Below are 24,620 nucleotides of genomic sequence, written 5' to 3' on the forward strand. Positions count from 1 at the left end.
TGGCACGGGCGTGGTCTTGAGGATAGTGGGAGCGCGCATATCCTTCGACGCGAAATTCAATGGATGGGCAAGACCTAGAGTTTAGCGCCTCCATGGAGACCCCATGCCGAACCAGCTTGAACCCGTGCTTGCCCTGAAGCGCATCGACACCTGGGTTGCCCGCAATCACCCCGATCGTTTGCCCTTCGTGAGACCCGGGGCGGATTGCGGGACCATCCAGCGGGTCGAGGCCAAATTCGGGAGAAGGTTACCTCCGAATATCCGACGCTTGTACGCCGCCCACGATGGACAGCCCGCAGGTAGCCCCGCCCTATACCTCAATCAACGGTGGTTGCCGCTCGATCTTGTCCTCATTGCCTGGGAAGACCTCTGCCTGCGATATGGGGGCGAAGTTTATCCTTCCCGCGGCGACGGTCGCCAATTTCTAGGAACGATAGTTTGGTCTCCAAACTGGCTTCCGCTCTTCGGCAGCCCGCGCGGCGATCACTACTGTATCGATCTTCGTCCCGAACTTACCAACGGATACGGCCAGATCATCTGGTTTCTCTATGACGAAGCCGATCGCCCTGTGGTTGCTCAAAGCATCGCCGAGCTCCTTTCGCGGATTGCGAATGGGGTCAGCACCGGGCGATGGGCGTTGGACGACGGGTACGACGGGTTAAGTGATTGAAACGAGTGCAGCAGCGACGTCGATGTTTCCCGTATCCGGGGTTCCAGCCCGGAGGAGGCATCGTGAAGGCCAAGTAAGGAGCCATCGAGATGAAACACCTATTTGCTTTGACCACTGCCATCGGCCTGTCGCTTGCGCCGTTGAGCGCCGCCTTCGCAGATCAGTCGCGTTTCGACAGCATCGCCAATCTGCCGTTCGAAAAAAATCGTCCCACTGCGGAAACGGCTCAGACGCTGAAAGACGAGTTGTTGTTCCAGCGAGCCACGCAAACCTATCTTTGGGCATTGCCGCTCATCAACACACTCGGCATGAAAGTCGGCGCGGAGGAGGCTTTCGGCACCGGCTACAACGTCATGCCGATCTGGACCAAACGTCTGGACGCCAAGACCCACGTCACCACGCCGAACTCGGACCTCATCTACGGCATGGCCTTTGCGGACCTGTCGAAAACCGGGCCGCTGGTTTTTGAATCGCCGGAGAAACTGCAGGGAATTCTGCTCGATTTCTGGCAGCGACCTATCCCGGAAGACAGCGGCAAATTTGCAGGCGACGTCGGCCTGCCGGGGGCCGATGGCGGTAAAGGCGGCAAGTTCCTGCTGCTTCCGCCAGGATACAAGGGCGATGTGCCCGAAGGCTATTATGTCTACCGCTCGGGGACGAACAGCGTCTTCATTTTTCTTCGCTCGTTCTACCAGTCGCTCGACAATATCGAGCCGGCAGTCGAGGTGATTAAAAAATCGAAAATCTATCCGCTCGGGCAAGAGCAAACGGCGAAACCGATGGAGTTTCCGGACGCATCGGGCCGTTCACTCAATATGCTTCCCCGCGCCGATGTGAGCGCCTTCGAACAGATCAAGAGTCTCCTGGATGTAGAGGGGGCTGTTCTGGCGGATCCCGACTGGCTCGGCATGCTGAAAAGCATCGGCATTGCCGCCAACCAGCCATTCTCGCCGGACGAGAAAACGCGCGCGATCCTCGATGCCGCCGCCAAGACCGGCTACAAGATGAGCCGGGTGACCGGCTTTGAAAAAGGTATCGCCGGCGCGGACTTCCGGGTTTACGAGGATCGGCGCTGGCTCAATCCCATCAACAATCTGAGCGGGCGCTGGCCCAATGCAGGAATCGACCTGAGCTTCCTTGTAAGCAACGGAAACTATAGGGAACTGGACGCCCGCGCCTGGTTCTTTACCGACTACTACTCGATCAGCCCCGGCATGGTGTCGATGACACCCGGCAAGGGTGCGTTCTACATGATCGCTTTCGAGGACGCTGACGGCGATCCGCTCGATGGCGAGCACAGCTACAAGGTCAATCTGCCGAAGGACATTCCGGCAGAACTCTTCTGGTCCGTGACGCTTTACGAGGCGGAGAACGCATCCGGCCTCGATAACGGCCAGCCTTTCCCCTCGCTCGGCAAACTCAACAAGCCGGCGCAGAACGAAGATGGCAGTACCGACATCTACATTGGTCCGAAAGCACCGGCGGGCAAGGAGGGCAACTGGCTGGCAACGGTGCCGGGGCGAGGCTTCTTCGCGATCCTTCGCCTCTATGCTCCGGCCGAAGCGGCGATCGATGGCACCTGGAAGCCCGGCGACGTGGAAAAGGTTGAATAGCATCGCCCCCGACAAGCGCACCCGTGAATCCCGACGCTCGATGGAGGCCACAATGAGAAGTTTTGCCCGCACGACCCTGACCGCCGCTCTCCTGGTCGCTGCCTGATATCGAGAAGGTCAAATAGTTCGATGGAGACCTGAGTGGTCGGCGCCTCTGGCTCGAGGACCACTCAGGCCGAGCCCGAAAGGCCCCCGCGGCCTCGCCGAAAGGCGATCTGACATCCGGCGTCGTCCACATATGCCCGTCGTTGCCGCAACGTTCTGCTGCGGCATTCGATTCCGGATCTACCCTGCCCTGATGGTGTGATCAGCACCTCGCTTGCGTTCGATCCCCTTGTAGGGAACTGCGACTCAGATAGGCTGAGGGCGCCCGCCACGTCCGATGTCGCCAACGTGGCGGCATCCGGAAAGCCCGCCTATGCCCGACTCCCTCGTACCGAAAACAGTCAGCATTCTTGTGGAAGGATATGGTGCCGCCCGCTTGAAAGCAGACGCGCTCGCCGGTCTGACCGTCGCGATCGTCGCACTGCCGCTCTCCATGGCGATCGCGATCGCCTCGGGCGTCACGCCCGACCGCGGGCTGTACACCGCGATCGTCGGCGGTTTTCTCGTTTCGCTCCTCGGCGGCAGCCGTGTCCAGATCGGCGGCCCGGCCGGTGCCTTCATCGTGCTCGTCGCCGCCACGGTTGCGCGCCACGGCGTCGACGGTCTGCTGCTCGCAACTTTCATGTCCGGGTTCATGCTGATCGCCGCCGGCTATCTCAGGCTAGGGCAATACATCAAGTTCATCCCCTATCCGGTTACGGTCGGCTTCACTGCGGGCATCGCAGTGATCATCTTCGCGAGCCAGCTGCGCGACCTCTTCGGCCTGACGCTCGCGGGTGCGGAACCCGGCCCCATCGTCGACAAGGTCGCGGCGCTCGCCCAAGCCGCCGGAACCGTCAGCTGGGCGGCGGTGCTGACTGCAGCCCTTACCGTCGGCATCATCCTCGCGCTGCGGCGCGTGCGGCCACATTGGCCGGGCATGCTGATCGCGGTTGCCGCGGCGTCCGCCTTCGTCGCCTTGCTGCAATTGCCGACGGAAACGATCGGCAGCCGCTTCGGCGGCATTCCGCGCGGACTGCCGCTACCCGCCCTGCCGCCGCTCTCGCTCGAAAAGGCCGCTGCCGTCTTTCCGGATGCCGTTTCCTTCGCGCTCCTCGGCGCCATCGAATCGCTTCTCTCCGCCGTCGTTGCCGACGGCATGACCGGGCGCCGGCACCGCTCCAGCGTGGAACTGGTCGCGCAGGGAGCCGCGAATATCTGCTCGGCGCTCTTCGGGGGCATCTGCGTAACCGGGACGATTGCCCGCACCGCCACGAATGTGCGTGCTGGCGCGACGAGCCCCGTTTCCGGCATTCTTCATTCCGCCTTTCTTCTGCTGTTCATGCTGCTCGCCGCTCCGCTTGCGAGCTATATACCGCTCGCCTCGCTCGCCGGCGTGCTTGCAATCGTCGCCTGGAACATGATCGAGAAAGCGGCCTTCATGGCGCTTCTGCGGTCCTCCTACGGGGATGCGGTCGTGCTGCTCGCCACCTTCCTCATCGTCGTCTTTCGCGAGCTTACGGAGGGTATCGTCGTCGGCTTTGCGTTGGGCGCCGTGCTCTTCATCGATCGCATGGCAAGGAGCATCTCCGTGCAGGAGGCCCGGCCGCTCTCCGCTCACAGGCAGGAGAATGGCGACGAACGTCCTGTAATCGCCGACGATCCGGACACGGTGATCTATCGCCTTTCCGGGATTTTCTTCTTCGGTTCGGCCGCAACCGTGGGGACCGTTCTCGATCGCATCGCCGATCAGCGTCGCAATTTCATTCTCGATTGTTCCGACGTGCCCTTCATGGATTCCACCGCTGCCAATGTCATCGAGGGTACGCTGCGCAAAGCGGAACGAACCGGCGTGCGCTTCATCATCACCGGTGCGAGATCGCAGGTGCGCCGCGCGCTTTATCAGCACCACGTCCGGCCGCCGCGCGTGATGATGCGCGCCTCGGTCGCAGCAGCGCTGGATACCATCCGGACCGAACGGGTGCCATGAAAAAGGGCGCCGCAGCGCCCTCCGGAAGTTCAGCGCGCCCCCGGCTTAACCGGCGAGCGCGCCCGCAACAGCCTCGATCGCTTCTGCTGCACGTCCGCCGTCCGGGCCGCCCGCCTGGGCCATGTCCGGGCGTCCGCCACCGCCCTTGCCGCCAAGTGCCGCCGAAGCGACGCGCACCAGATCGACGGCGCTGACCTTCGAGGTGAGGTCGTCGGTGACGGCCACGACGGCGCTTGCCTTGCCGTCGCCGCTGACGCCGACGAAGGCGACGACGCCCGAACCGAGCGACTTCTTGCCGTCGTCCGCAAGGCTCTTCAGATCCTTCGGCTCGACCCCGGATACCACCCTGCCGAGGAAACGGACGCCGCCGATGTCGCGGGCGGCATCGCCGGAACCGTTCTGGCCATCGCCCGCAAGCGCGAGCTTCTTCTTCGCCTCTGTAAGCTCCCGCTCCAGTTTGCGCCGCTCGTCCAGGAGAGCCTCGACCCGACCTAAGACATCCGCAGGCTGGACCTTCAGTGCGGCGGCGAGTGTCTTCACCCGTTCGTCCTGTTCGCCGAGATAGGCGCGCGCCGCCTCACCGGTCAGCGCTTCCACCCGGCGGACACCCGCTCCGACCGCGCTCTCCGAGACAACGCGGACGAGGCCGATATCGCCCGTGGCGGACACATGCGTGCCGCCGCAGAGCTCGACCGAATAGGGCTTGCCGGCCTTGGAGCCGCGAAGGCCCTGCCCCATGGACACGACCCGCACCTCGTCGCCGTACTTCTCGCCGAAGAGCGCCATGGCGCCCTCGGCGATCGCATCGTCGACGCTCATCAGCCGTGTCACGACCGGCGTATTCTGGACGATGATCTCGTTTGCCATCTCCTCGACGATCTTCAGCTCCTCGGCCGTCATCGGCTTCGGATGCGAGACGTCGAAGCGCAAGCGCTCAGGCGCGACGAGCGAGCCCTTCTGGGCAACATGGGTGCCGAGGACCTCGCGCAGCGCCTCGTGCAGCAGGTGCGTCGCGGAATGGTTGGCGCGCAGGCGCGCACGGCGCGCATGGTCGACCGTCAAGGCGGCCGCCTCGCCGGTCTTCACGCTGCCTTCCTCCACTGTGCAATAGTGGACGAAGAGCCCTTCGCCACGCTTCTGCGTGTCGGTCACCGTAAGCTTGCCGGTCTCGGTGGTGATAACGCCGGTGTCGCCCACCTGCCCGCCGGATTCGCCGTAGAAAGGCGTCTGGTTCAAAACCAGCTGGACGTTCTCGCCCTTGGCAGCGGACTCGACGACGGCACCGTCCTTGACGATTGCCAGGATGACCCCTTCGGCCGACTCGGTGTCGTAGCCGAGGAAGTCGGTCGCGCCGTGCTTATCCCTGAGCTCGAACCAGATGGTCTCGGTCGCGGCTTCGCCGGAACCGGCCCAATTGGCCCGGGCCTCGGCCTTCTGCCGTTGCATGGCGGCCGTAAATGAGTCCGTATCGACCCCAATGCCCTTGGCGCGCAGCGCGTCCTGGGTGAGGTCGAGCGGGAAACCATAGGTGTCGTAGAGCTTGAAGGCCGTCTCGCCGTTGAACTGGTCACCTTCGGAAAGATCGGCCGAAGCCTCCGCCAGAAGGTTGAGGCCGCGCTCCAGGGTCTTGCGGAAGCGCGTTTCCTCCAGCTTCAGCGTTTCCGAGATCAGCGCTTCGGCGCGGACGAGTTCCGGATAGGCCCGGCCCATCTGGCCCACGAGCGCCGGCAGGAGCTTCCACATCAGCGGATCGCGCGCGCCGAGCAGCTGTGCGTGTCGCATGGCGCGGCGCATGATTCGGCGCAGAACGTAACCGCGGCCCTCGTTCGACGGCAGAACCCCGTCGGCGATCAGGAAGGCCGAGGAACGCAGATGGTCGGCGATCACGCGATGGCTCGCGCGCCGGTCCCCTTCGGCCTTGACGCCGGTCGCCTCTTCGGAAGCAGCGATCAAGGCGCGGAAAAGGTCGATGTCATAATTGTCGTGCTGGCCCTGGAGCACGGCGGCGACGCGCTCCAGCCCCATGCCCGTGTCGATCGAGGGCCGCGGCAGGTCGACGCGCTCTTCCTTGGTGATCTGCTCGTACTGCATGAAGACGAGGTTCCAGATCTCGATGAAGCGATCGCCGTCTTCCTCGGCCGAGCCGGGAGGTCCGCCCCAGATATGGTCGCCGTGATCGTAGAATATTTCCGAGCACGGACCGCATGGACCGGTATCTCCCATGGCCCAGAAGTTGTCGCTCGTCGCAATGCGGATGATGCGGTCGTCGCTCAGGCCGGCGATCTTCTTCCAGAGGCCGAAGGCTTCGTCGTCGGTATGGTACACCGTGACGAGCAGACGCTTGGCATCGAGCCCGTATTCCTTCGTGATCAGGTTCCAGGCAAGCTCGATCGCGCGCTCCTTGAAATAGTCGCCGAAGGAGAAATTGCCGAGCATCTCGAAGAAGGTGTGGTGCCGGGCGGTGTAGCCGACATTGTCGAGGTCGTTATGCTTGCCGCCGGCGCGCACGCATTTCTGCGCCGTCGCCGCGGTCGAATAGGGTCGCTGCTCGAGGCCGGTGAACACATTCTTGAACTGCACCATGCCCGCATTGGTGAACATCAATGTCGGGTCGTTGCGCGGCACGAGCGGGCTGGACGACACGATCTCGTGACCGTTCTTGCGGAAATAGTCGAGGAACATCGACCGGATTTCATTCACGCCGCTCATCTTGCGTCCTATCTGTGTACACTCCGGCGGCAGCCTGATCTCTCCAGGCTCCCAGCCGCACTCTTCACCCCCGCGCATAAAGCGCGTCGCGTTCAATCAAGTCACGCTTTCCGCCGGCCGAGCCGTCGGAACCACAGGCTTTTATCGTCCGCATATCATGCTGTCCAGCGGGCAGCAAAAAACCGGCCGCAGGTGACGACGGCCGGTTTTGCATGCTTCAACGAGACGGTTGTTCCCGATTACATATCGGCGGCTTCGTCGCCGTCGCTTTCCGGCCCGCCATTCTCCAGGAACCGGTCGGCGATGAGACCGGCATTCTGCCGCAGAGCCGTTTCGATTTCGCGCAACAGTTCGGGATTCTCCCGCAGGAAGAGCTTGGCGTTTTCCCGTCCCTGGCCAAGCCGCTGGCTGTTATAGGAGAACCAGGCGCCCGATTTCTCGACGATGCCCGCCTTGACGCCGAGATCGATCAATTCGCCCGTCTTCGAAACGCCTTCGCCATACATGATGTCGAACTCGACCTGCTTGAAGGGCGGTGCCATCTTGTTCTTGACGACCTTGACGCGGGTCTGGTTGCCGACGACTTCCTCGCGCTCCTTGACCGAACCGATGCGGCGAATGTCGAGGCGCACCGAAGCGTAGAACTTGAGCGCATTGCCGCCCGTCGTCGTTTCCGGCGAGCCGAACATCACGCCGATCTTCATGCGGATCTGGTTGATGAAGATCACCATGCAGTTCGACTTGGAGATCGATGCCGTAAGCTTGCGCAGCGCCTGGCTCATGAGGCGCGCCTGCATGCCCGGCAGACTGTCGCCCATCTCGCCCTCGATTTCGGCGCGCGGCACGAGTGCGGCCACCGAATCGATGACGAGAATGTCGATCGCACCCGAGCGGACCAGCGTATCGGTGATTTCCAGCGCCTGCTCGCCCGTATCAGGCTGCGAAATCAGGAGATTTTCGAGGTCGACCCCGAGCTTTCGCGCATAGACCGGATCGAGTGCATGCTCGGCATCGACGAAGCCGCAGATGCCGCCCTTCTTCTGTGCCTCGGCAATGGTCTGCAGCGCCAGCGTGGTCTTGCCCGAGCTTTCCGGACCATAGATCTCGACGATGCGGCCCTTCGGCAGGCCGCCGATGCCGAGCGCGATATCGAGGCCGAGCGAACCGGTGGAGACGGTTTCGATCTCAACTACGCTGTCCTTCGCTCCGAGCTTCATGATCGATCCCTTGCCGAACGAACGTTCGATCTGGGAAAGAGCCGCTTCAAGTGCCTTGCTTTTGTCCACCGATTTGTCCTCTACGAGCCGCAAAGAATTTTGTGCCATTGGTCCACCTTTAGGTTATTGGAGCTATCGAGGCAATGAAGCCGCCGCAAGCCTTTTTGTACATGTTTTGTTCCAGCTTGGCAATGGCACGTCAAGTATTTGAAAACGCTTGCCATATTTCATCACGTTCGATTCTTGTTCACGCCTTTCATCCACTGTATCCACAGGCAGCGCGTCAACGCATGCCGGCTTTCACGCGCCGCCCCGATTCGCTCGTGATTCACGATGGATCAAATCCGGACAAAGCCCTAAAAGGTAGTCCGAAACGATAGATCGGAATGCCGGCGGAAGAGAGACTTCGCCACCTTTTCTCCGCCCTTCATCGAGGACCAGATGCAAGCACAGGTGAAGTCGCAGAACATTGCCGTTTTCGGCGGCGCTCATATCGACAGGCGCGGCCGGATCAGCGGCGCGACGGCACCGGGCGCGAGCAATCCGGGCGCTTGGTTCGAGGAAGCCGGGGGCGGCGGCTTCAATGCCGCGAGAAATCTCGCGCGCCTCGGCCATCGCGTGACGATGATCAGCCCGCGGGGCGGCGATCCCGCCGGCGGCACGGTAGCGGCCGCCGCGGAAGCTGCCGGTGTGATCGATCGCCCCTTCACCTTTCTCGATCGCAAGACGCCGAGCTATACGGCAATCCTCGAAAACGACGGCAACCTCGTCATCGCGCTCGCGGACATGGACCTCTATGCTCTGTTTACGCCGCGCCGGCTGCAGCAGCGGGCGACGCGCGAGATCTTGGCTGCGAGCGAACTCGTGCTGATGGACGCCAATCTGCCGCAGGAGACCTTGGCGGCCCTCGTCGGCACCGCTGCGAAGTTCTGCCCGCTACGTGCCGGTATCGCCGTTTCGCCTGCAAAGGTGGTCCGCTACCGCGACTGCCTCGACGGGCTCGATTTCCTGTTCATGAACGAGGCGGAAGCGCGCGCGCTTACCGGAACCGAGGCCGCGACCGCCGAGGAATGGCCGTTGCTGCTGCGCTCCGCCGGTCTTTCCGGCGGTGTCGTGACGCGCGGAGGCCGGGCCGCGGTCGCCTTTGATCTTGAGGGTGCCTGCCTCGCTACGCCGCCGGCTCTTTCAGCACTTGCCGACGTCACCGGCGCCGGCGACGCGCTCGCCTCGGGCTTTCTCGCCGCCCGGCTTGCAGGTGCGGACCTTTCCGCCTGCCTTCGCTTCGGCATGGCGGCCGCCGTCATAACGCTGCATTCGCCATTCGCGGCTTCCGACGAGATGTCGCAGGACATGCTGGAGCAGGTTCTGCAGCTTGTGCCGGAAACGGAAATGCTGTCATGAGATTTGGCGGCTGAATCGGGAGCCGCGCGGCACGGAATGCGAGCGGTACTTCCGCATCCTCTGCTCCAGGCACCGGAATCGATCAGGCATCCCCGAGCAATTTTGCCGTCGAGGATGTCATCAATCAAGGAAACGATCATGACCAAACCCTCCTCCCCGTCCCTGCCGATGGAATATTCAGATGAAGTCGCAGCCGCCAAGCAACGAGGTGCGCCGATCGTCGCGCTGGAATCCACGATCATCACGCATGGCATGCCCTATCCCGGCAACCTCGACATGGCCCGCAGCGTCGAGGCGATCATCCGTGAACAGGGCGCCGTGCCCGCAACCATCGCCGTGATCCACGGGGTCCTGCATATCGGTCTGGACGATGCCAAACTGGAGGCTTTGTCGAAGACGCAGGGCGCCATGAAACTGTCGCGCGCCGATCTGGCCTTTGCGATCGCCGAACGCCGCACCGGCGCCACGACCGTTGCCGCAACGATGATCGCCGCCGCCCGCGCCGGCATCCGGGTTTTCGCGACCGGCGGCATCGGCGGCGTTCACCGCGGGGCGGAACAGAGCTTCGACATATCGGCGGATCTCGACGAACTCGCACGTACCGGCGTCATCGTCGTCTGCGCCGGCGCCAAGGCCATTCTGGACATTCCCAAGACGCTCGAAGTGCTCGAAACACGCGGTGTTCCTGTCGTGACCTATGACAGCGAGAACTTCCCCGCCTTCTGGTCGCGTGAATCCGGCCTCAAGAGCCCGCTGATGCTGAACAGCCCGGCGGCGATCGCCAGTTTCCAGCGGACGCGCGAGCTGCTCGGAATCGACGGCGGAATGCTTGTCGCCAATCCGGTGCCGGAAGAAAGCGAAATCCCGCGCGAGGAGATGGAGATCTACATCACCCGCGCGCTGGACAATGCGGCGAGCGAGGGGATTTCCGGCAAGGCGGTCACCCCGTATCTGCTCGACAACCTCTTCCGTTTGACGGACGGGCGCAGCCTCGAAACCAATATCGCGCTGGTCGAGAACAATGCACGCCTTGCCGCCGGGATCGCCGTCGCTCTCGCTGCTAACGACTGACGCAACGGTAAGGCAAATTGGGCCTTTCGGCCCACCCCTCATCCGCCTGCCGGCACCTTCTCCCCGCAGTCGGGGCGAAGGGGATCCGCTGCGCCGCCGCTTGTCCCCTTCTCCCCATCGAAAATCTACGGCATGCACATATCTCTTGCGCGCCGGTGCGGCGGATACTGCTCATGGAAGGGATCCCTCGGGAACCCAACCGCCTCAACCCCGCTCGGTCGGGATTGCCCCTCAACCGGCTGCCGCCACCTTCTCCCCGCAGGCGGGGAGAAGGGATATGCCGCGCCCGCTTCGCTCCCTCGGCGGGCGGTGAATGCGGGGTTCGGTTGGCGCCGCTTGTCCCTTCTCCCCGCCTGCGGGGAGAAGGTGCCGGCAGGCGGATGAGGGGCATTCGCTCCGCAGAGGAGAAGCCTCGTCAGCTGTCGAGCATCTCGCGCACGGCGACCGCAAGTTGCTTCAGCGAGAAGGGCTTCGGCAGGAAGCCGAACTTCGCGTCGGCCGGCAGATTTCGCGCAAAAGCATCTTCGGCATAGCCGGATACGAAGATGAACTTCAGGTCCGGATACGTCTTGCGCAGCTCGCGCAACAGCGTCGGCCCGTCCATTTCCGGCATCACGACGTCGGACACGACGATATCCACGGCGCCGTCGAGTTCGTCCATGATCTCCAGCGCTTCGATACCCGATCCCGCTTCGTGAACCGTATAGCCGCGCGTCTCCAGCATGCGCTTGCCGCCGCGCCTGACCGCTTCCTCGTCCTCGACCAGCAGCACGACCGCGGAATCTCCGGTAAGATCGGCAGGCTCGGCCCGAGGCATGGGCACCGCAACCGGTTCGCTCCTCGCCGGCGCCGCGGATTGCGCTGCGGACGCGTCCTCATCCTGCGTTTCGGGAATGTCGACATGGCGCGGCAGCAGGATGCGGAAGGTCGTCCCGCTGCCGATCTCCGACTCGGGATAGATATAGCCGCCGGACTGCTTCACGATGCCGTAAACCATCGACAGTCCGAGCCCGGTGCCCTTGCCGACATCCTTCGTGGTGAAGAAGGGCTCGAAAATCTTGTCCATGATTTCCGGCGGAATGCCGGTACCCTGGTCGGACACCTCGACCATGACGAAGTCTTCCTCGGGCAGTTCGCGCCGTCCAAGCGCCGCCACTTCGCTCGCCGGCAGATTGCGTGTCCTAAGCGTGATGATCCCGCCGGCAGGCATGGCGTCGCGGGCATTGACGGCGAGGTTCAGGAGCACCTGTTCGAACTGGCCGAGGTCCGTCTTGACCGGCCAGAGATCGCGGCCGTAGTCCACCTCGACCTTGACGTTGGTGCCGGTCATCCGGTCGACGAGCATCCTGAGATCGCCGATGACGTCGGTGAGATTGAGCACCGTCGGACGCATCGTCTGCTTGCGCGAGAAGGCGAGCAGTTGCCGCACGAGCACGGCTGCCCGGTTGGCGTTACGCTTGATCTCCATCAGATCCGCAAAGGTCGCATCCGCCGGCCGCGCCGACAGCAGGAGATGGTCGGCGGAAAGCAGGATGGCCGTCAGGACATTGTTGAAATCATGGGCGATGCCGCCGGCGAGCGTCCCGACGGCATTCATCTTCTGCGTCTGCGCCATCTGGTTTTCGAGCGCCTTCTGCTCGGTGATCTCCAGGGCGTAGATGATCGCAGCCTCCTCGGGCGCCTGATCGCTCTGGTCGATGACTGCATTGACATAGAAGCGGAAGTGACGCCCCTCATCCTTGGGATGAAGCGCGTCGATCGGTGCGATATCGCTCTGCCGGTCCTTCGCGGCAGCCAGCGACTCCTGCAGACGCCCTCTTTCGGACTGATGCACGACAGCGTCGATCAGCGCCCCGCGCTCGACCTCGTCCTGCGAAACCAGCCCGGCGAAGAGCTTCATGAACGGAGCGTTGGTTCTGAGAATGCGGCCGTTTCCATCCACCGAGGCGATTGCCATGGGCGTGTTGTTGAAGAAGCGGGTGAACCGCATCGCGGCATTCGACGCCGACTGATCGCCATCGTCGCCTTCCCGGGACATCACGATCGTCCGGCTTTCGCCTGGCGCACCGTCCCGCGCCGAGGAAACGCGATGAATCAAGCGTACCGGCAGGCTCTGGCCGTTGGCCTTTCTGAGATCGAGGTCCAGGATCTTGGTCTTCTTGAGACCGGGCTCCGCCTGTACCGATTGTACGAGCGCCAGCCCCTCGCCCGCGACCAGATCGGCAATGCTGACGGAGCCGGGCTGGAACTTGGTCAGGTCGATTCCGAGCCAGTCGGCGAGCGTCGCGTTGATATAGAAGATCTCGCCCTTTCGCCCGGCGGAGAAGAAGCCCGCGGGTGCGTGGTCGAGATAGTCGATCGCGTTCTGCAGCTCCTTGAAGAAGCGCTCCTGCTCGTCGCGCTCGGCGGTAATATCCGCGATCTGCCACAGGTAGAGCGGATTGCTGCCCGCATCCTCGAGCGGCAGTACCCGCGCCTTCAGCCGATACCAATGGGCGCCGGAGCCAGCCACCTTGCCGTTCGCCAGAGGTTTCAGCAGCCGGAACTCCTCGTGACCCTGCTTGCCCTCATGCAGACCGTTGGTCAGGCGATAGATCGCTTCCGTCGCCTCGCGGTTGCGCGACAGGATCGTTTCGAGCGACTGAATGCCTGCCGCGCTCTTGGTGCCGGTCAGGGCACCATAGGCGGCGTTGGCATAGATGATGCGCCCCTTGCGGTCGGTCACGATCGTCCCGTCTTCATGCGCGTCGAGGAAGGCGCGCGCCAGTTCGTCCGGCCGCGATTGCGGCATCACCTCGATAAAGCCGATGACGGAAGAAACGAGGAAGAATATGCCCACCATGGCCAGCACGCCGAGAATGCCGAGCACGATCTCGTTTTCGAGCTGGTCCTTGAAGACGACGAAAGCGGCGGCCGACGCGGTGAGGACGATCGCAAGCAGGATGATCCTGAGGATGGTTCCCGGACGAACGCCCCGGTCAACGACCGGCATCTGGTAGTCACCTGCCTGCCGCAATTTCGTCATCGGGTCCTCACCTGCTGCCGGGTCGCATCGAACGCGATCCCGAGCGCTTGCAGTGCCGTACATCCCCGTGGATGCACAAGGGCCGCTGCAATACTTTGAATTGCCGCATGATTTATCCCCAATCCGTTTCCGGTTTGAGGAACCATGCGGTGGCCGGGTCCGAAGGCATCGTCGCGAAATCGATGGCCGCCCTCGGCGCTTTCGCGCATCGACCTGGAATCATCTTTAACAATCAGAGATAACAGCAAAAAGCGTCTCTGCGGAAGCGCTGCGGTCAATTCACAGGGAATGTCGGGCCGAAGCTTGTCCAAGCCCGAAAAAAGCCGTCAAATGTTGCCATGCGAAGCGGCAGTAAGGAGTTCAGCCTATGATGGAAACAATCCTCGGGGACAACGCCAGCCGGTTCATGATCGCGGCCGGAGCGGTTGCGATCGGTCTCTTGTGCCTCGTGGCCGTGCTTCGGCTCATGCGCAACAAGCCCTCCTCTCCCTTCGTCCGCGGCGGCAAGAACAGACAGCCGCGGCTTGCGGTGCTCGATGCCGCCGCAGTCGACACGCGTCGGCGCCTGGTGCTCGTCCGCCGCGACGACGTCGAACACCTGATCATGATCGGCGGCCCGACGGACATCGTGATCGAAAGCCGCATCGCGCCCGAGGGAGAAAACCCGGTTCCGGCCACGCTTCAGGCGGAGCCGGAAGAAAAGACGACCCGCGCCCCGAATGCGGAAGTCCGGCCCCGGCCTGTTCCTTCCCCTGTCCCGCCCGAGCCCCCTCTCCCGACGGAAGCTGCGGCCGAACCCGTGCGGCAACCGGCGCGCCCGAGTGAGCCGCCGCGGGTCGCCGCGCGCCCGGAGCCTCCAGTGCGCGTGGTCCCGGATCAGCAGCAGGCCCCCGCACTCGGCTCGTCGCAGCCGCAGCAGGTCTCCAGGCCTCTACCTGCACCTCACATTCCGCCCGTATCCGCCATCGAGCCGTCGCATACCGATTTCGGCGCGGTGCGTGACCGCCCGCTTCCGGTGGAGCCCGCGGCTCGCGACGAGCGCCCCGTCCCGCTTACGGCGATCGAACCGGTAAAGGGCATGCCGGGCCAATCTCTCCCGCCTCGGCCCGCCGCGCCGGAAGCAGCCGCAGAATTCGAGCGCATGCTCGATGCGGAAATCAGCGGCGATCTCCAACGCTTCACACCTTCGGGGCCGCCGCGTCCGGAGATCAGGCCCGCCGGTCGCCAGGAACCGGTACTCGGATCGCCCTCGCAGGACACCCGCAAGGAGCCGACGATCGAAGAGGAGATGGAAAGGATGCTCGCCGATATCTCCGTGAGCCGCAAATTGTAATTCGTACATCCCGGAACAACGCATCGATGCACAAATGAAAACGGCGCGGTCGAACCGCGCCGTTTTCGATAGTCCCAACGATGTCCCCGGACTTATTCGTCCCGGTAGACCTTCTCGCGACGCTCGTGACGTTCCTGCGCCTCGATCGAGAGAGTTGCGATCGGTCGGGCGTCCAGGCGCTTCAGTCCGATCGGCTCCCCGGTTTCCTCGCAGTATCCGTAGGTGCCTTCATCGAGCCGCTGCAACGCGGCATCGATCTTGGCAATCAACTTCCGCTGACGGTCCCGAGCGCGCAATTCGATCGCCCGGTCCGTTTCGGATGAGGCGCGGTCCGCAAGATCAGGATGATTGGCGCTCTCCTCCGCCAGGTGATCCAGTGTCTCGCGGGCTTCGCGAAGGATGTCGTTTCTCCAGGCATTCAGCTTCGCACGAAAGTATGCCCGGTGGTTCGCATTCATAAAATCCTCGTCCTCCGACAGGACATAGGTACTAAGATCGATCTTCTCACTCAACGCGATTCTCCTGAAGAACATCTCATTGCGGCGGTGTATAGACCTATGGAAGCTCTGATTCAAGCCTTGTAATCAGTGCTTAACTGCATTTTAACACTGCCCGCATCGCAGGCTAACCGGCTAATATTTCATCACAATTACACACATAGTCTTAAACGCCGAAACACCGTTCACCGCCGACGGCGCCAGCCGTTTGACGTTCCATGGGCGAGCAAGGCGGCGTTTCGGATTCCGACATTTGGTGCGCGACGGGCGTCGGTTCAATGGGCCCGCCGGATCAAAAAACCGCGAAGCGCGGCTTGATCTTTACGCCGACCGGCGGGACAACGGAGCATCCGCAAGGCGTTTCGAGCCGTCGGCACGACGGACGCCTCCATCCTGGGGATTTCCAACACCGGGTGAATACATGCAAGACAGCGTCGTCCCGGCCTTCCAGCTTCTGCTTCTTCGCCATGCCCGATCGGGCTGGGCTCTGCCCGGCCAGAGCGACTTCGATCGCGCACTCGACGATGTCGGCTTTGCGGAGGCGGAACTGACGGCACAATCCGCAGCCGACCATCGCATCAGGCCGGACCTGATCCTTTGCTCGACAGCCGTCCGCTGCCGGCAGACGGCCGAACCGCTATACCGCGCATTTGGCGAAGATATCGACATTCGTTACCTCGACACACTCTATACTGGACCCACAACCGTCTATGCCGACCTTGTCGAGGCACATGCGAGCCGACCCTCGCTGATGATCATCGGGCACAATCCGATGATGGAGGAGCTCTTTCGACGAACTCTGGGTGAAGAACGGGCAGCTGCGGCACTCGCTGGCGGATATCCGCCGGCCGGAATGGCGGTGATCGATTTTGCGGCGCGGCCGAAAGCCGGAACAGCATGGACCGCGACACTTTCGAAGTTCCTCGTTCCCGCCCCTGAAGAAGCCGAGAAAGGATGAGACCTTGCCAGCCGCTTCCGCCTGCGGAAACGGCGAATTCGCTTCGCGTTGTTGCGCTGACGGAAACATTTCCTATATCGCTCCAGACGCTAAGCGGATGCCCGCGCCCCGGTTGGGATATCGGCAAATCAACCGTACCGCTCATCATTCCCGAAGGGACGAAAGAATTTGGCGCCCATTCTCACCAGTTTCAAAGACGACGCGCTGATCGCCCTGGACAATCTCGCCGACCGCGCAGCGGGTCTCGTCACCCCGTCCGTCAGGCTCGGCGTCACCGGCCTTTCGCGGGCCGGCAAAACCGTATTCATCTCGTCGCTCGTCCACAACCTGCTGAACGGAGGGCGGCTGCCGGTTTTCGAACCGGTCCGCTCGGGCCGTGTGTCCAAGATCCGGCTCGAACCGCAGCCCGACGACGCGGTGCCGCGCTTTCAATATGAGGATCACATTGCGGCGCTGGTTCGGGATCGGTCCTGGCCGGATTCGACCAGGGCCATATCGCAGCTTCGGATCACGCTCGATTACGAAAGCGCCAGCGGCTGGAGTCGCCTGCTCTCTCCCGGGCGGCTGTCGATCGACATCGTCGATTACCCCGGCGAATGGCTGCTCGATCTGCCGCTGCTCAGCCAGGACTTCCGGCAGTTCAGCGACGCAACGGTTCAACGCGCGCGCACCGGCATGCGCGCCGAACTGTCGAGCGAATGGTTGGGACTTGCCGCCGCGCTCGGAGCTTCGACGCCGGCCGACGAAGGCAGCGCCCGCAGGCTTGCCGAGAGTTTCACCGCCTATCTCAAGGCCTGCAAGGAGGACGACCGGTCCCTCTCGACCCTGCCGCCTGGCCGCTTCCTCATGCCGGGCGATCTGGAAGGGTCGCCGGCGCTGACCTTCTCGCCGCTCCCCGACCTGCCGGCCGGCCGCGCGCCAAAGGGTTCGCTCTGGGCGATGATGGAGCGACGCTACGAAGCCTACAAGACGCATGTCGTAAAACCGTTCTTCCGCGAACATTTCGCCCGCCTCGACCGCCAGATCGTGCTTGTCGACGCGCTCCAGGCGGTCAACCGCGGCACGGAGGCGCTGAAGGATCTGGAACAGGCTCTGGCAGACGTGCTTGCCTGCTTCCGGCCCGGCGTCAATTCCTGGCTGACCTCGTTCGTTACGCGCAAGATCGACCGCGTACTGATCGCCGCCACCAAGGCCGATCACCTGCACCACGAAAGTCACGACCGGCTCGAACGCATCACGGCTCGCCTCGTCGGCCGGGCGACCGAGCGAATAGGAATGAGCGGCGCGGGCCTTGAGGTCATGGCGCTCGCATCTGTCAGAGCAACGCGCGAGGCAACCGTGGATCACGATGGCCATCGTTTGCCCGTGATCGTCGGAACGCCGATCGCCGGTGAGAAGATCAATGGCGAGATATTCGACGGCGAAAAGAAAACAGCGATATTTCCAGGAGACTTACCGGAAGATCCTGAACTTCTTTTTGAAGCCGTCGACCGCGTCTCCGCATCCGCCCTATCCGCCTCCGCCCCAGAGCAAGCAATGCCGGAACTGAATTTCGTCCGCTTCCGACCGCCGCACCTCGAAGAGACGCGCGGCGGATTGAAACTCTCCGTGCCGCATATCCGGCTAGACAGGGCCATGCAGTTCCTGCTCGGAGATCGCCTGGCATGAGTGATGATTTCAACGACCGTCGACGCAGGCCGGCCGCCTTTTCCGTGGAAGCCGAGGAGGCCACCGAACGCGGGATGGAACAGACGCCGCGGCGCGCACCGGGGAGTTTTAGCGAAAAGTTCGTCATGACGCCCGATGCCGAGGACCCGTTCATCGGGACCACCGCGGCGGTCGAATCGCTCAACCTGCCGGAAGCAATGCCGCGTCGGCGCCGGCTCTCCTTCGGCAAGATCGCCGCGGGGGCGTTCGGCATCCTCGTTTCGCTTGCGGTCGGGCTTTGGATCGACCGGCTCGTGCGCGATCTCTTTTCGCGCGCCGACTGGCTTGGCTATGGAGCCGTCGCAGTCGTGGCGATCGGCGTCATCGCTTTCCTGATCGTGGTCGCGCGCGAAGTCTTCGGCATGATGCAGCTGACCGCCGTCCAGACGCTGAAGGCCGATCTCGCCGCGGCCGCCGCATCCGGAAAGACGCAAGCCGCGCGCGCTGCGACCGCGAGGCTCGTTCACCTGCTCGCCGGCAATCCCCGGACGGCCAAGGGCCGCGCCCGCTTGGCGGAGACCGAGGGCGACATCATCGATGCACCCCATCTCATCGAACTGACGGAACGTGAATTGCTGGCGCCTCTCGACCGCGAGGCGCGGCGGATCATTCTTGGCGCCGCGAAGCGGGTGTCGATCGTGACTGCCGTCAGTCCCCGCGCTCTCGTGGACCTCGGCTACGTGATCTACGAATCCGCGCGGATGATCCGTGCCATGGCCGAACTCTATGGCGGCCGCCCGGGCACGCTCGGCCTGCTGCGCCTGATGCGCGATGTCATCGCACATCTCGCCGTCACGGGCTCGATCGCCGTCGGCGACAGCCTGATCCAGCAGATCCTCGGCCACGGCCTGGCATCCAAGCTGTCCGCGCGCCTCGGCGAGGGCGTGATCAACGGGCTGATGACGGCGCGCATCGGGATCGCGGCGATGGATCTCTGCAGGCCGATGCCGTTTCGCGCGCTGAAGCGCCCCAGCATCGGCGACTTTCTGGGCGACCTGGCGCCGGGCACCGCACGGTCCGAGGGCTCAGCCGGCTGATCGTCGATCACATCGCCGGCGCCCTGCTCTCTTCGCAAGATAAGGCGGCATGGAAGCCGGAATGAAACCATCCGTTAACCATTTTCACGGCAATGTAGGCGTCAGTTTCCAGCTTGATCCATCAAGGACTGCTCATGCTCTCGCGCCCTTCTCCGATTGTTCGCGGCGTTGCCGTTATCGCGCTTGTCGCCGCCGCGGGCCTTGCGACACCCGCGTTCTCCGGCGCCCGCGACAAGGCGTTCTTCGACAGGATTGCCGGGCAATGGAAAGGCCCGGGCGAAATCGTTGCCGGCAAGTACAAGGGCACGAAGTTTACCTGCGATCTCACCGGTGAAGCGGCCCCCGGCAATGAAGCCGGCCTGAAACTGGACGGTTTCTGCCGCGTCGGGGTGTTCAAGCAGCCGATGTCGGCGACGATCGTCCGGAAGGGCAACAGCTACACTGGAAAGTTCCTGGACGGAGCCGAGGGCAAGGGTCTCGATGTCGTGTCCGGCAGCGTTGCCAAGGACAAGGTGGTCGTCGGGATCAACCGCAAAAAGCTTAATGGTGCGATGATCGCGCGCCTGCAGGGCGAAGAAACCATGAACATCACGATCTCGGTGAAGGTCGAGGACACCATGGTCCCGGTCATCGGCGTGAGCCTCAACCGGCAGATGGACGATATCGCCGTCGGTTCGATCGAGTAGCCACCCTTCCCGACAGATACGCGATCACGGCCTCTTTGCCTATTCCTCCGCGCGCCACCATTCAACGTTTTCGTCGGCCACTTCGATGCCCTTCACATCCGCCCGGCCCAGCCATTCAATGACTGTCCGTCCTTCGACGGCAAGGTCTGCCGCAAAGTCGGCGAGCGGCTTCAGCACGAAGCCCCGTTCGGTCATGCGCGGATGAGGCAGCGTGAGCGTCGCGCTCGCCCTGTTGAGGTCACCGAAGGTCAGGAGATCGATGTCGATGGTTCGGGGACCCCAGCGCTCCATTCTCACGCGCTTCATGGCCCGTTCGATATCGAGACAGGCCGCAAGCAATGCCTCCGGATCCAGCGTCGTTTCGACTTCCGCACAGGCGTTGAAGAACCAATCCTGATCCGTCTTGCCCCATGGCGGCGTGCGGTAGAGCCGCGACACCGCGACGACCCGGCAATCGGACCGCGCGTCGAGTGCCCGCAGGGCTTCTGCCATCGACCGGCGCGGATCGCCGAGATTGCCGCCGAGACCGAGTATCGCGTGCCGCCAGCTCCTATTCGGCGACATGCTCGACCGTGACTTCCACGTAGTCCAGGATGCCCGGAACCGGCGCGTTCGGCTTGCGGATGGAGACTTTCGCTTTGCGAATCTGGCGAAAACGGGCGCAAAGCGTCTTGGCGACCTCAAGCGCCAGCGCTTCGATCAGGTAACGCCGGCGTCCAGTGACGATCCTCTCGATCTCGGCGAAGGCGATGCCGTAATGCACGGTGTCGTCGATGCAGTCCTCGGCAAGCGCCGTCCCCTGATCGACCACGAGTTCCGCATCGACGAAGAAACGCTGCCCGAGGAACTCCTCTTCGTCGAGCACGCCATGGCGGGCAAAGAACGCGCAGTTCTTCAGTGTGATCGTGTAGGTCGCAGTCATGGCTTCATGTCCCGTCAGCTGTTCTTTGCGGCCAGCATAGCATCGGCCACCGCTAACGCATCCCTGTTGATTGCCACATCATGTACCCGAAAAATCGCAGCGCCGGCAGTTCTGAGGAGCGCCGTCGTCGCGGCGGTACCGACGTCGCGGCCTCCCGCCTCCCGGCCGGTCACCGCGCCGACGAAGCGCTTGCGCGACGTTCCGACGAGAAGCGGACGTCGAAACTCATGCAACGCCCGGAAGCGTGCCATCAGCTCGAGGTTCTCGTTCGTGTCCTTCGCGAAGCCGAAGCCCGGATCGAGCACGATCCCTTCCCGCGCTACGCCGGCGTCGGCGGCGATCTGCAGGGAACGTTCCAGGAAATGGAACTGATCCTCGATCACATCGCTCAGTTTCTCCCGGTCGCGCCCGGTATGCATGATGCAGAGCCCGGCCCCCGTCTCGGCCGCCACGGTCGCGATCGCCGGCTCGCGCTGGAGCCCGTACACGTCGTTGACGATGTGGGCGCCGGCGTCAACCGCCAAACGGGCGGTTTCCGCGCGGTAAGTATCGACCGAAATGACGGCCTGGGACTGCCGCGCGATCGCCGTGATAACGGGCAGGATGCGGGCCTGTTCCTCGTCGGCGCTGACCGGTTTGGCGTCCGGGCGCGTGGATTCGCCGCCAATATCCAGGATTTCCGCGCCCGCCTCCAGTGCGCGCAGCGCGGCTCTGACAGCAGCGTCAGGATCAGCGAAGCGCCCGCCGTCGGAAAATGAATCCGGTGTAACATTGATGATCGCCATCAAAACGCCACGCGGGCCCAGTTCGAGATCGCGTCCATGCGCCAAATGCCAGCGAGAAGGCTGAAATGGATCGTATGTCATTGTTCCGGTCCGCAGCTGAACGGCTCGAATTAACCGCCCGTCATGGTGCAAATATATTTTTCGAAAGCAACACGTTATGACGTCTTCCTCACATACCATGCAAGCTTGTCGACGTCGGTTGGGGCCGATTTGTGTTGCGCTGGCTTTGGCTATGCCCCAAGCTTCAATGAAGTTCAACCGGCGAGAACGCGCTTCCATGTCCCGACTACATATCCCGCTGCGTGCAGCCCTGGTCGCATTGCTCGTCGGCGTCCCGTTTGGCAATGCCTCGGGCGAAACACTGATCAGCAAGAGAATCTCCTACTTCTCGATCGGCGGGCGCACGGCCGCAGAACTTGACAAGGCGCTTTCGGCGTCCGGCCCCATGATGAAGAGCACCGGAACGCGGCATCCTGGCGCCACCCGGATCAAGTTCGGCGGCACGGTCACCTATGTCAGTCGCGACGACCGCTGCGCGGTGGGCTCGGCCAAAGTCACGCTCAACACGCGCATCATTCTGCCGCGCTGGAAGTATCGTCGACAGGCGGGTCGCGATCTGGCCTTGGTCTGGGACACGCTGGCGAGCGACATCAAGCGCCACGAGGAACGCCATGCGGAGATCGCGCGCATTCACGCGCGCCAGATGGAAAAGGCGCTGCTTTCATTGAAAGCCGAGGACAGTTGCGAGCGCATGCAGGCCCGGGTAGCGGAAGTGAGCGCCGAGGAAGTCGAACGGCACGACAAGGACCAGGCGCGCTTCGACCGCACCGAGGCGGCGAATTTCGACCGGCGGATGATCCGGTTGCTGCAATACCGCCTCGAAAGCCTGAAGAAGAACGCCAAGACCCGCTGATCAAGACCTGCTGATGACGTGAGGCAGGCCGTGCATCGCCGCCGCGCGATACGCGGGACCGTGTTTGCTCTTTGGATCGGAATACCCCAAAGAAACGGTTGGATATAAATTCAGCTTCAGAAGAAAAAGCCAGAAACCCACAGTATTTTACTGGCGGAATCTAACGATAGCGAGCAGCAGCCGACTCAGCTATATTAAAATCATGCAACGAGCGGAGGAACCGAAGTTCAACTGCTCGATGAAGTTGACATTGGATTGCGGATCGATACCGAGATCTCGCGTTTTAGTGGCAACCGGCGTGAGTTTGGCTTCGTCGTCTTCGGCTAATGCAGCATTATCCGGGCGATGAGGCAGCACAGGTTCTCCTGGCGTGTCCTGGTGCGGCAGATGTTCCCTCCCTCATCTGCATGCGATGCGCCCTCCTAGCCTCGCTTGTCGATTGACCGGCGAGGCTTTTTTTTGCGACGATGGCCCTTCGAGCCGGTCAGGCCTGGCGCTCGGGAACATGAACGACGAGCCCATCCAGAGCTTCGCTCATCTTGATCTGACAGGAGAGACGCGAGGTCGGACGCACGTCGTAGGCGAAGTCCAGCATATCCTCTTCCATCGCTTCGGGCGTGCCGACCTGGGCCGCCCAGGCGTCGTCGACATAGACATGACAGGTCGCGCAGGCGCAGGCCCCGCCGCATTCCGCTTCGATCCCTGGGACCGAATTGCGAACCGCATTCTCCATGACCGTGGAGCCGTTCTCGACATCGAGTTCGTGGCGCGCGCCGTCAAAGGCTACGATCGTAAGTTTTGTCATTTCTCTTTCCGGAACGAATTGAAGGGGCCGGCCGGCTGGCACAGGGCTTGTCAGGACTAGGCGGTGCCCCGGCTTTGAATTCAGGGCACGTTCTTCCAACAAATCAACCGGCCAGTCAACACGATGCGGCCCATCCGCACAGCCTCAAATTGCCGCGGCGGTTGGGCAGATCGCGTTTGATGATAGGTTTTAAGGCATCCGGCCCAAAGTGCGCAGCGGTTTTGGGACAACGACATGCACAATAGCGACCAGCCGCAGCAGCGACCAGATCACGATGTTTTCAGGTCGGGTCGACCTGAAGACATGAACGTGATCGATTCCAAGAAGTTGAGGCGCGGGATGCGGGCGGAAACCGCCCACACTTTTCCTCATCCCCTCTGCGCCCGATCAGGACGCGCTTCAGGGTCAACGGCAGAGTTTCAGGACGAAGAGCTCTGCCTCGAGAACGGCAGCGCCGAGAGCACTCTGCAGTGCAGCGTCGGCTGGACATTTCTCGATGGCGGCTGCAGCCTCGGCGACTGCGACCGCACCGACCGCGAGAGCCGCCCCCTTCAGACGGTGGGCCTCCTGGCTGCAGGCCTCTGCGTCACGCTCCGCCATCTCGGCCATCGCCTGGCGTGCCTGACGGGCGAAGAGCTTCAAAACCTCGATCTCGAGCGCCGTATCCCCCATCGTCTGCTTGTAGAGATGCGCAAGGTCGATGGGATTCTTGCTGGAGGGAATGGAATTTGCGGGGGTGTCCGGTACCTCGAAGGCTATCTTGAGTGCCGCCATGGGCTCGTTTCCTACAATCGATTTCGCCTAGATCACGATGTTTTGGGTCGGGTCGACCTAAAAACATGAACGTGATCGTCACCAAGAAATTAGAGCGGGACGCGGGCGGAAAACCGCACACACTTTTCCTCATAACGCTCTAAACAATCGCACCGTTTTCAAACAGGATTATCGGTGCGCGGCACTGCCATTGACCTAAAACGCGGCGCAATGGAGGCAGAAAAATTGAGGAAATGGTTAACGGCCATTAAACCGGCTGATTCCCTTGGCTTTTCGGGTCCGGAGACCGTGTTTCCGTTAAGAAATCATTAGGATTTTAATGAATGGAGAACGCTCATAATTGTAAGAGCCCGGCTAATGTGTCACTACGATACGATTAGGAACGGGTCCGTATATGAAAATGGCAACTGTTCCGGTGGATAA

Annotated in this window: 21 protein-coding genes; 11 read left to right on the forward strand and 10 right to left on the reverse strand. The window is 62.6% G+C overall.

The window, feature by feature from the left end; translation table 11 throughout:
* Nucleotides 1-103 precede the first annotated feature (103 nt).
* From PZL22_RS10220 to PZL22_RS10230, 3 genes are all read left to right on the forward strand, one after another.
* Nucleotides 104-670 carry an SMI1/KNR4 family protein gene (locus tag PZL22_RS10220; RefSeq protein WP_003533006.1) on the forward strand — a complete coding sequence of 189 codons (567 nt, stop codon included), beginning with the start codon at nucleotides 104-106 and terminating at the stop codon, nucleotides 668-670.
* An 89-nt stretch (nucleotides 671-759) separates the two neighbouring features.
* A complete protein-coding gene (locus tag PZL22_RS10225) occupies nucleotides 760-2,283 on the forward strand; it encodes a DUF1254 domain-containing protein (RefSeq protein ID WP_003533005.1) in 1,524 nt (507 codons plus the stop codon).
* Between the two features lie 418 nt (nucleotides 2,284-2,701).
* Nucleotides 2,702-4,357: a SulP family inorganic anion transporter gene (locus tag PZL22_RS10230; RefSeq protein WP_003533004.1), complete on the forward strand. Its 1,656-nt coding sequence runs from the start codon at nucleotides 2,702-2,704 to the stop codon at nucleotides 4,355-4,357.
* A 45-nt stretch (nucleotides 4,358-4,402) separates the two neighbouring features.
* Here the strand turns inward: PZL22_RS10230 and alaS are convergent, their stop codons facing one another.
* Nucleotides 4,403-7,066 (reverse strand): alanine--tRNA ligase, encoded by a 2,664-nt coding sequence (gene alaS, locus PZL22_RS10235; protein ID WP_003533003.1) that lies wholly within the window; start codon nucleotides 7,064-7,066, stop codon nucleotides 4,403-4,405.
* Between the two features lie 239 nt (nucleotides 7,067-7,305).
* Nucleotides 7,306-8,391 carry a recombinase RecA gene (gene recA, locus PZL22_RS10240; protein ID WP_003533002.1) on the reverse strand — a complete coding sequence of 362 codons (1,086 nt, stop codon included), beginning with the start codon at nucleotides 8,389-8,391 and terminating at the stop codon, nucleotides 7,306-7,308.
* Between the two features lie 333 nt (nucleotides 8,392-8,724).
* Between recA and PZL22_RS10245 the strand changes: the two genes are divergently transcribed.
* Both PZL22_RS10245 and PZL22_RS10250 read left to right on the forward strand, forming a co-directional pair.
* Complete coding sequence (locus tag PZL22_RS10245; protein WP_003533000.1) at nucleotides 8,725-9,684, forward strand: carbohydrate kinase family protein; 960 nt, start codon at nucleotides 8,725-8,727, stop codon at nucleotides 9,682-9,684.
* Between the two features lie 138 nt (nucleotides 9,685-9,822).
* The gene (locus tag PZL22_RS10250) at nucleotides 9,823-10,755 is read left to right on the forward strand and encodes a pseudouridine-5'-phosphate glycosidase (protein WP_015007623.1); all 933 of its coding nucleotides are present in this window, start codon (nucleotides 9,823-9,825) and stop codon (nucleotides 10,753-10,755) included.
* Between the two features lie 415 nt (nucleotides 10,756-11,170).
* On the opposite strand, the gene cckA is transcribed toward PZL22_RS10250, so the two are convergent.
* On the reverse strand, nucleotides 11,171-13,780 hold the full coding sequence (gene cckA / locus PZL22_RS10255) for a cell cycle histidine kinase CckA (RefSeq protein WP_003532998.1): 2,610 nt from the start codon (nucleotides 13,778-13,780) through the stop codon (nucleotides 11,171-11,173).
* Nucleotides 13,781-14,147: 367 nt separating this feature from the next.
* Here cckA and PZL22_RS10260 point away from each other — a divergent pair, with 367 nt between their 5' ends.
* The gene (locus tag PZL22_RS10260) at nucleotides 14,148-15,113 is read left to right on the forward strand and encodes a flagellar biosynthetic protein FliO (protein WP_003532996.1); all 966 of its coding nucleotides are present in this window, start codon (nucleotides 14,148-14,150) and stop codon (nucleotides 15,111-15,113) included.
* Nucleotides 15,114-15,205: 92 nt separating this feature from the next.
* Here the strand turns inward: PZL22_RS10260 and dksA are convergent, their stop codons facing one another.
* Complete coding sequence (gene dksA, locus PZL22_RS10265; protein ID WP_003532995.1) at nucleotides 15,206-15,625, reverse strand: RNA polymerase-binding protein DksA; 420 nt, start codon at nucleotides 15,623-15,625, stop codon at nucleotides 15,206-15,208.
* Between the two features lie 406 nt (nucleotides 15,626-16,031).
* Between dksA and PZL22_RS10270 the strand changes: the two genes are divergently transcribed.
* The 4 genes from PZL22_RS10270 to PZL22_RS10285 all read left to right on the forward strand — a co-directional run bounded on the left by PZL22_RS10270 (nucleotide 16,032) and on the right by PZL22_RS10285 (nucleotide 19,998).
* Nucleotides 16,032-16,568 (forward strand): SixA phosphatase family protein, encoded by a 537-nt coding sequence (locus PZL22_RS10270; RefSeq protein WP_015007626.1) that lies wholly within the window; start codon nucleotides 16,032-16,034, stop codon nucleotides 16,566-16,568.
* Nucleotides 16,569-16,736: 168 nt separating this feature from the next.
* Nucleotides 16,737-18,236, forward strand: a complete 1,500-nt coding sequence (locus tag PZL22_RS10275; protein ID WP_003532993.1) for a YcjX family GTP-binding protein — start codon at nucleotides 16,737-16,739, stop codon at nucleotides 18,234-18,236.
* Nucleotides 18,233-19,312, forward strand: a complete 1,080-nt coding sequence (locus PZL22_RS10280; RefSeq protein WP_284718637.1) for a YcjF family protein — start codon at nucleotides 18,233-18,235, stop codon at nucleotides 19,310-19,312. The genes PZL22_RS10275 and PZL22_RS10280 overlap by 4 nt, the downstream gene beginning before the upstream one ends.
* A gap of 134 nt (nucleotides 19,313-19,446) precedes the next feature.
* Complete coding sequence (locus PZL22_RS10285; RefSeq protein WP_003532990.1) at nucleotides 19,447-19,998, forward strand: hypothetical protein; 552 nt, start codon at nucleotides 19,447-19,449, stop codon at nucleotides 19,996-19,998.
* A 39-nt stretch (nucleotides 19,999-20,037) separates the two neighbouring features.
* Here PZL22_RS10285 and folK read toward each other — a convergent pair whose 3' ends face one another.
* Genes folK through folP form a run of 3 tightly spaced genes read right to left on the reverse strand, consistent with a single transcriptional unit; the run spans nucleotide 20,038 to nucleotide 21,786 of the window.
* Nucleotides 20,038-20,562 carry a 2-amino-4-hydroxy-6-hydroxymethyldihydropteridine diphosphokinase gene (gene folK / locus PZL22_RS10290; protein ID WP_003532987.1) on the reverse strand — a complete coding sequence of 175 codons (525 nt, stop codon included), beginning with the start codon at nucleotides 20,560-20,562 and terminating at the stop codon, nucleotides 20,038-20,040.
* The gene (gene folB, locus PZL22_RS10295; RefSeq protein WP_003532985.1) at nucleotides 20,549-20,920 is read right to left on the reverse strand and encodes a dihydroneopterin aldolase; all 372 of its coding nucleotides are present in this window, start codon (nucleotides 20,918-20,920) and stop codon (nucleotides 20,549-20,551) included. The genes folK and folB overlap by 14 nt, the downstream gene beginning before the upstream one ends.
* A 14-nt stretch (nucleotides 20,921-20,934) precedes the next feature.
* Nucleotides 20,935-21,786 (reverse strand): dihydropteroate synthase, encoded by an 852-nt coding sequence (folP, locus tag PZL22_RS10300; protein WP_003532984.1) that lies wholly within the window; start codon nucleotides 21,784-21,786, stop codon nucleotides 20,935-20,937.
* Between the two features lie 196 nt (nucleotides 21,787-21,982).
* Here folP and PZL22_RS10305 point away from each other — a divergent pair, with 196 nt between their 5' ends.
* Nucleotides 21,983-22,618, forward strand: a complete 636-nt coding sequence (locus PZL22_RS10305; RefSeq protein ID WP_003532981.1) for a DUF922 domain-containing Zn-dependent protease — start codon at nucleotides 21,983-21,985, stop codon at nucleotides 22,616-22,618.
* Between the two features lie 189 nt (nucleotides 22,619-22,807).
* Here PZL22_RS10305 and PZL22_RS10310 read toward each other — a convergent pair whose 3' ends face one another.
* The 3 genes from PZL22_RS10310 to PZL22_RS10320 form a co-directional block, all read right to left on the reverse strand.
* Nucleotides 22,808-22,975 (reverse strand): hypothetical protein, encoded by a 168-nt coding sequence (locus tag PZL22_RS10310; protein ID WP_010969489.1) that lies wholly within the window; start codon nucleotides 22,973-22,975, stop codon nucleotides 22,808-22,810.
* A 127-nt stretch (nucleotides 22,976-23,102) separates the two neighbouring features.
* On the reverse strand, nucleotides 23,103-23,423 hold the full coding sequence (locus PZL22_RS10315; RefSeq protein ID WP_003532979.1) for a 2Fe-2S iron-sulfur cluster-binding protein: 321 nt from the start codon (nucleotides 23,421-23,423) through the stop codon (nucleotides 23,103-23,105).
* Between the two features lie 405 nt (nucleotides 23,424-23,828).
* On the reverse strand, nucleotides 23,829-24,197 hold the full coding sequence (locus PZL22_RS10320; RefSeq protein WP_003532977.1) for an Hpt domain-containing protein: 369 nt from the start codon (nucleotides 24,195-24,197) through the stop codon (nucleotides 23,829-23,831).
* Between the last annotated feature and the right edge of the window lie 423 nt (nucleotides 24,198-24,620).

Source organism: Ensifer meliloti, assembly GCF_030064585.1.
Lineage (GTDB): Bacteria > Pseudomonadota > Alphaproteobacteria > Rhizobiales > Rhizobiaceae > Sinorhizobium > Sinorhizobium meliloti.